We start from the raw sequence: 7,220 nt of genomic DNA on the forward strand, positions 1-7,220 counted from the left end.
TATCCGAGTCATTTCAACTACTTAGGAACGACGGTGTTGCGGGGATCTGACCTCAGGCAAATCTGCAGTTATTGCGATGCTCCAACGGGTTTCAACAAGTCGCATCTGAAAGTGGGCTGACTTTCCGTGTCTCGAACTCCAGTGATTTGAGTCACTTATTTTGAATCAGACTCTGAGGAGCCGCGCTCTTGCGCGGCATCTCGAAGGACGGCCGTAGCGCTTGTGGCCGATCCTTCGAGGCTCGCCGTAAAGCACGGCGAGCACCTCAGGATGACGTTGGTGTGTATCGATGGTGGGCACGGCGCAAGAGCGCCTTTGCCCACCCTACAATGCTGTGCTGCTTCAGTTCGGAATTGCCGCTTTGGCAGACGGCGCCTTCGCATTGACCGTGACGCCGCGCAGCAGGTTGTAGGCAGCGCCGAGTGCCTTGTCGTCCTTCTCGAGCGGCGGAACGTAGGACTGGGAGCCGGTCTGCTCGGCGCCTTCGGCGGAGAGGTGACCGCGCATGGAGGCTTCGCCCTTGTTGTCGGCGCGGGTCTTCAGCTCTTCCGGCACGTCCTGAAGCACTTCGATGTCGGGCGCGATGCCCCTCGCCTGGATCGAGCGGCCCGAGGGCGTAAAGTAGCGCGCGGTGGTCAGCGCCATGGCGCCCTTGCCGGGGCCGAGCGGGATGATGGTCTGCACCGAGCCCTTGCCGAACGTGCGGGTCCCGATCAGGGTGGCGCGCTTGTGGTCGTGCAGCGCACCCGCCACGATCTCCGACGCAGACGCCGATCCGCCGTTGATCAGGACCACCAGCGGCTTGCCCTTGGTCAGGTCGCCGGTCCGCGCCGTGAAACGCTGGGTCTCCTCGGGATTGCGGCCCCGCGTGGAGACGACCTCGCCCCGCGCCATGAACGCGCCGGACACCGAAACCGCCTGGTCGAGCAAGCCGCCGGGATTGTTGCGCAGGTCGACGACATAGCCGGCCAGTTTCTCCGGCGGGATCTGGTTCGATATGTCGCGGATGGCTTTTTTCAGTCCCTCGGTGGTCTGTTCGTTGAACGTGGTGATCCGAACATATCCGATATCGCCGCCGTCGGTGCGGTAACGCACCGGCCGCACCCGGATGACTTCGCGCACGATTGAAACCTCGATCGGCTGCTCCGCGCTCTTGCGCATGATTTTCAGCCGCGTCTTGGTATTGATCGGCCCCTTCATCCTGGCGACGGCTTGCTCCAGCGTAAGCCCCTGAACCGCGGTGTCATCGATTCCGGTGATCAGGTCGCCGGACATCATGCCGGCCTTGGCAGCCGGCGTGTCGTCCATCGGCGCAACCACCTTTACGAGGCCATCCTGCATCGTGACCTCGATGCCCAGCCCGCCGAATTCGCCGCTGGTGGTCTCCCGCATGTCGCGCCAGGCCTTCTCGTTCATGTAGCGCGAATGAGGGTCGAGGGAGGTGATCATGCCATTGATGGCGCCTTCGACGAGCTTGCTGTCGTCGGGCTTTTCGACATAGCCGGCCTTGATCCGCTCGAACACGTCGCCGAACAGATTGAGCTGCGAGTAGGTATCGGTGCTTGCTGCGGCCTTGGCCGCTGCGACCAGTGCGCTCGGTGGCTGGATGGCGAGGACCGTCAGGCCCGCGCCGATGACCGCGCCAAGGAGAAGATTGGAAATCCTGCGCATGACCGGTCGCCCCCTTCCGATGTCAGGTGTCCCAACAATGGACGGCGCAAGCGGGCTTTTTTGCGGCAGCACCGTGGGCAAAGCGCAGCATTTCCAACAGAATGGTTCAACGAAACAGGACCGTAGGGTGGGTTAGCGCCGAAGGCGCGTAACCCGCCGGGCTAACGCAAATGACGAACGACCGTGGTGGGTTACGCGCTTCGCGCTTAACCCACCCTACAAGGCCTATTGCGGCGTCCACGGCTGGTAATCGCCGGTGGCTGCGGGGCGGCGGCCGCTCGCCAGCGTCGAACCCGGGGGCCGGTAAGCCGCGGGCGTGCCTGTCATATTGGGAATATGCGGCCTTTCCCATTCATGCGGCTTGTAGGTTTCCTCGGTCGGGGGCACGTCGACGGTGTGGTGCAGCCAGCCGTGCCAGGACGGCGGCACCCGCGTCGCCTCGGCGTAGCCATTGTAGATCACCCAGCGGCGCTCGAAACCGAGCGATGGATCGATTTTGCGCCCCTTGGTGCGGTAGTAGCGGTTACCCTGCTCGTCCTCGCCGACCAGTTCGCCGAACCGCCAGGTCCACAACTGCGTGCCAAAGGTCTGGCCGTTCCACCACGTGAAAATTTTGAGCAAGAACAGTTTCATGGGCCATGCCGTTTGGTGCGCGAAGCGTAAGACCCTGATGCCATCGGCGCGGCCGATTGTCCAGTTGCGCCAGCCATCGCGGCGATCCCGCTTTGCTGACAACTTCGCACGCGAATTTCGTGACCGAATGTCGCGGAAACGGCGCAATCCGTTCATGCCGGGTACAGTTGCGATCCGTCACGGTTGGCCGCGCACAATCGGTGCGAGGCTCGGGAACGTCTGCCCCTCGAAAGGGTTGGGCTGTGTCCCCGCAAATGGAGCCGCTTTCGATGATCAATCTCAAGGTTTTAAGTACCGCTGCCATTGTGGCGCTGGCGTTGCCACTGGTGACGCCTGAGCCGACCTACGCCCAAGCGCCTCCCGGCGCGGCCGGAGGCGGTCGAGGTGGCGGTGCCGCAGCCGCCGGCGGTGGCGGTGGCGGCGGCGGATTCCGTGGAGGCGGAGGCGGCGGTGGTGGCGGTGGCTTCCGCGCCGGCGGTGGCGGCGGTGGTGTAGCCGTTGCGCCTCCCGGTGGCGGTGGATTCCGCGGTGGCGGTGGTGGCGGATTCCGCGCCGGTGGCGGCGGAGGTGGCGCCATCTATCGCGGCGGTGGCGGGGGTGGCGGATATGCCTATCGGGGCGGCGGTTACCGCGGCGGCGGCTACTATCGTCGCGGCGGCGGCGGATTTATTCCGGGCGCCGTCGCAGGCGCCGTGATCGGCGGGGCGATCGCCTCGCAGTATCCGTACGGATACGGCTATGGCGGCCCGGCCTATTACGACGACCAGTATTATGATGACGGCGTGGTGGCGGTGGCCCCGGATACCGGGGGCGATGACGTGGCCTATTGCCGGCAGCGCTTCCGGTCCTACGATCCGGCCTCGGGTACGTATCTCGGCAATGATGGCTTGCGGCACCCCTGCCCGTAGCCGGATTGCAAGGCCAATGGTCCAGGACGGCGCACGCGATGCGCCGTCCTTTTATTTTGACGCAAGACCGGTTCGACATCGCCCGAAAACCCGATAGGTTTGCCAAACATGAAGCGTCGCGCGGGTTGGGTCGGTTGAGCGTTTCGGACAAGCATAAGACGGCAGCATTGCATCCCAACGAGGCAGAGCGGCTGCAGGCGCTGCGCTCCTACGGGATTCTCGACACCGCCATCGAGCCGGCCTTCGACGACATTACGAAAATCGCAAGCTATGTCTGCCAGACGCCGATTTCCATCGTGAGCCTGGTCGACGAAGGCCGGCAGTGGTTCAAGTCGGAAGTCGGCCTCGGCATGCGCGAAACGCCGATCGACCAATCGATGTGCGCCCATGCGCTGCTCGAGCACTCGTTTCTGGAAATTTCCGACACTACCAAAGATGCGCGCGTCGCCAACAATCCGCTGGTCATCGGCGACCCTCATCTGCGGTTTTACGCCGGCGCGTTGCTGCGCACGCCGGACGGCTTGCCGATCGGCACCATCTGCGTCCTCGACACCAAGCCGCGGCAATTGACGCCGGAGCAGCGCGAGGTTCTCGCGGCATTGGCGCGCCAGGTGATGTCGCAGATGGAATTCCGCCGCGCGCTGCTGCTGTCCGATCGTCTGCAACGCAACATCAGCCGGCTGATGGCGGTGGCCGGCCATGACCTCAAGCAGCCGCTGCAAGTCATGGTGATGGCGATCGAGCGCATCCAGAGCAAGCTCACCGATCCCAGGGACAAAGAGAGGCTCGGCTACGCCGTCAATGCCGGCCTGCGCATGGCCGAAGAACTCGATCAACTCGCGGAGACCTCGGCGTTGCAGGCGGGGTTCGGCGCGCCGCGGATCAAGACGTTTGCGATCTCCGAAGTATTCGATTCCATCGTCAACACGTGGCGGCTGCACGCCGAGCAAAAGGGCCTGCGGCTGATCCTGATGCGCTCGCGCGCGCGCGCGGTCAGCGATCCCGCCATGCTGCGCGCCATCCTCGGCAACCTGGTCGGCAACGCCATCAAATATACCAGCAGCGGCCGCGTGCTGGTCGGCTGCCGCCGCCGCGGCAGCTTTGTATCGATCGAGGTGCTGGACTCGGGGTCGGGCATTCCGGCCGGGCAATTGGGCGCGGTATTCGATGCGTTTCACCAGATCGATCCGGCCAGCGAAGGCCTGGGCCTGGGTCTCTCGATCGTGCGCAGGACCTCGGAAGCGCTGGGCCATGCGGTCGAGGTGAAATCCGATCTCGCGCGCGGCTCGCATTTTTCCATCCGCGTGCCGCTGGCGGCGGTGTCCGCAAAACTATGACCGCATCGCCAGCGCGATGCCGCCGAGCGTCACCGCCAGCGCCGCGATTTCCCGCAACCCGAACGGTTCGTGCAGCATCGCGACCGATGCCACGACGCCGATCGCCGGCACCATCAGCGTGCCGATCGATGCGGTGGCGGCCGGCAACCGCTCCAGCGCCGCGAACCAGCAGACATAGCTGACGCAGAACAGGATCACCGTCATGTAGAGCATCGACGCCCAGCCGACGCTCGAGAGTGCTGAAAGCTGCGGCTGCTCCACCGCAAGCCCGACAACCGCGATCGGCAGGCAGCCGAGGCCTATCTGCCACGCGGCCAGCGAAACCGGCGGCATCGCCAGCGGGAAATGTTTTGTGAGCACGGTGCCGAGTGCGACGCTGATCACGCCGGCAATCGCGAATAGCAATCCCGGCAGTTTTTCCAGGCTGGCATCAAACCCGTTGCCGCCGATCAGAAAGGTGATGCCGCATAGCGCAATCGCGAGCCCTGTTGCGCGTCCTGGCGACACCCGCTCGCCCAGGATCGGCCAGGCCAGCAGCGCGACCCAGATCGGCACCGACGTCCCGATCACCGCCGCCTCGCTGGCGTTGAGCCAGAGCAGTGCCAGCCCCAGGAACGCGATCCAGCCGCCGAGGCTGAGCAGCGACACCAGCAGCAGGCGCCCCCGCATCTTCACGGGCACCTGCAGTTTTTGCCCTTTCGTCACCGCAATCAGCGCAAGCAAGCCGGCGCCCACCACGCCGCACAATCCGCGCGAGGACAGCGGCGGCCATTCGCTCAGCAGATTCTTCATGATCGGAAAGTTGAGGCCCCAGCCGAGCGAGGTGATGGTGAGAAACAGCAGGCCGAGCGGGGAGATCCGGGCGCGTCCGTCGGCTATGGATTGCACGATTCACAGGTCCCCTGTCGTCCCCGCGAAGGCGGGGACCGATACTCCGTGTCGTCTCGTTTCGGCACTGGAGTAAATGCCTTCTATCACTATCAGCGCCAGGGGGTATGGGTCCCGCCTTCGCGGGGACGACTCGTGGAAAGTCCCCCACTCATTATGACCGCGTCGCCAGCACGACGCCGGCCAGCGTGAAGACGAGCGCGGCGATCTGGCCGGGGCCGAGCGGCTCGTGCAGCGCGATGGCGGAAGCGACGACCCCGATCACCGGCACCGCCATGGTGCCGATCGCCGCGACCGAGGCCGGCAGCCGCGCCAGTGCGGCGAACCAGGCGACATAGGCAACGCAGAACTGAATCACCGTCGAATAGATCACGAGCAGCCAGCCGATATTGGTTACCGCGTCCCAATTCGAATGCTCGATGAAAAGCCCCACCACCGCCACCGGAAAACATCCTATTCCGATCTGCCAGGCGGCAGCCGTGATCGGCGGCAATTGCAGCGGCAGCTTCTTGGCCAGCACGGTGCCAAGCGCGAACCCGATCGAGCCCACCAGCGCCATGATGATCCCCGGCAGTTTCGCCGCACTCGCGGTGATGCCATTGCCGCCCATGATCGCCGCCAGGCCCGCAAAGGCCATCACCAGCGCAATTGCGCGCAGCACGGTCGGCCGCTCGCCGAGCACCGGCCACGCCAGCATCGAGGCCCAGACCGGCATGGTATAGGCGATCAGCGCGGCCTCGCTGGCGGGAAGCCAGAGCAGCGCAAGGCCCATCAGCACCATCCAGGCGCCGACGTTCAGCGCAGCCGCCAGCGACAGGCGCGGCCACAGCTCGCGCGGGACTTTCAGGCTCTGTCCGCGCATCACCGCAAGCGCGGCCAGCAGGCCGGCGCCGATCACGCCGGTCGAGCCGCGCAGGGTCAGCGGCGGCAGCTCGCTCAGCAGGTATTTCGTGACCGGCCAGTTAAAGCCCCACCCCAGCGAGGTGATGGCGAGGAACATCAGGCCTGCGGGCGCGATTCGAGCCCGCGCGCCCGGCTGTTTTTGGATGGTCATGGGAGTTAGGTACCGGTGGAATCGGCGCCAACATGCCGGTTATCGGGCCTGGAAGCCATTGGCCGGCGGGCATGCCAGCCCGGACATTCGCCGCGGCGCCTGAGTCTTTCGCGCGCAACCCCTCGCGGACAATAAATAGTTGTCCTGTGAACAGCGGGAGAAGGTCAAAATCCGCGCTCCCGAAAAGATTCTTTTCGCTTCCGAATCCCTGAGGACTCACCGATACTTGGCGGCAATCAGGGCGCGGCCACCCCCTTGGTTTTTCCAATTTTCCACCATATTTAGTATTTGATTCAGGAACTCGTACTAGTGCTTGACGGGCGCAAGCGAGTTGCTCTAGCTTTGGACTGTTCGGTGCCGGCTAGTTTTCGGTCCCGCCGGACGCCCCCAAAAGGGTTCCCAGAATGACCACGCCGTCAGCCTCAGAGGCAAACCGGTGACGGGTTTTCATGCCCTGAATTCGGGAGCTTTCCGGGCGCTAAAAAACGGGCCGGAATGGGCTCAGGTTTTGAGTTGAAGCGTTAAAGTATGGCCTGAAAATCGGAGCCGGCGCTCCGTCAGGACATGCTCCAGGGAAACAGAAGTCGGGTCCACCGGCTGAACCGCGGATGAAAATTCGCTCAAGGAAAACCACCCCGGCACCGCCAAGCGGCCCGGTCAGAACAAGAACGGGGCACGACCATGCGAATCGAACGGCGCTACACCACCGACGGCCAGTCACCCTACGCA

General features: G+C 64.4%; 6 protein-coding genes. 2 read left to right on the top strand and 4 right to left on the bottom strand.

Annotated features, from left to right (window positions below):
- Positions 1 to 342 precede the first annotated feature (342 nt).
- Both VGP39_RS26605 and VGP39_RS26610 read right to left on the bottom strand, forming a co-directional pair.
- On the bottom strand, positions 343 to 1,671 hold the full coding sequence (locus VGP39_RS26605; protein WP_327571077.1) for a S41 family peptidase: 1,329 nt from the start codon (positions 1,669 to 1,671) through the stop codon (positions 343 to 345).
- A 225-nt stretch (positions 1,672 to 1,896) separates the two neighbouring features.
- On the bottom strand, positions 1,897 to 2,304 hold the full coding sequence (locus VGP39_RS26610) for an NADH:ubiquinone oxidoreductase subunit NDUFA12 (RefSeq protein ID WP_327571078.1): 408 nt from the start codon (positions 2,302 to 2,304) through the stop codon (positions 1,897 to 1,899).
- Between the two features lie 269 nt (positions 2,305 to 2,573).
- On the opposite strand from VGP39_RS26610, the gene VGP39_RS26615 reads away from it, so the two are divergent.
- On the top strand, positions 2,574 to 3,212 hold the full coding sequence (locus VGP39_RS26615) for a BA14K family protein (RefSeq protein WP_327571079.1): 639 nt from the start codon (positions 2,574 to 2,576) through the stop codon (positions 3,210 to 3,212).
- A 134-nt stretch (positions 3,213 to 3,346) separates the two neighbouring features.
- Positions 3,347 to 4,549, top strand: coding sequence for a GAF domain-containing sensor histidine kinase (locus tag VGP39_RS26620; protein ID WP_327571080.1), 1,203 nt, complete (start codon positions 3,347 to 3,349; stop codon positions 4,547 to 4,549).
- Here the strand turns inward: VGP39_RS26620 and VGP39_RS26625 are convergent.
- The gene (locus VGP39_RS26625; RefSeq protein WP_327571081.1) at positions 4,544 to 5,437 is read right to left on the bottom strand and encodes a DMT family transporter; all 894 of its coding nucleotides are present in this window, start codon (positions 5,435 to 5,437) and stop codon (positions 4,544 to 4,546) included. The two genes, VGP39_RS26620 and VGP39_RS26625, sit on opposite strands and share 6 nt — an antisense overlap.
- 154 nt (positions 5,438 to 5,591) lie before the next feature.
- Positions 5,592 to 6,491 (bottom strand): DMT family transporter, encoded by a 900-nt coding sequence (locus tag VGP39_RS26630; protein ID WP_327571082.1) that lies wholly within the window; start codon positions 6,489 to 6,491, stop codon positions 5,592 to 5,594.
- Positions 6,492 to 7,220: the final 729 nt, after the last annotated feature.

It is taken from the genome of Bradyrhizobium sp. (assembly GCF_036009065.1).
In the GTDB taxonomy this organism is placed as follows: Bacteria; Pseudomonadota; Alphaproteobacteria; order Rhizobiales; family Xanthobacteraceae; genus Bradyrhizobium.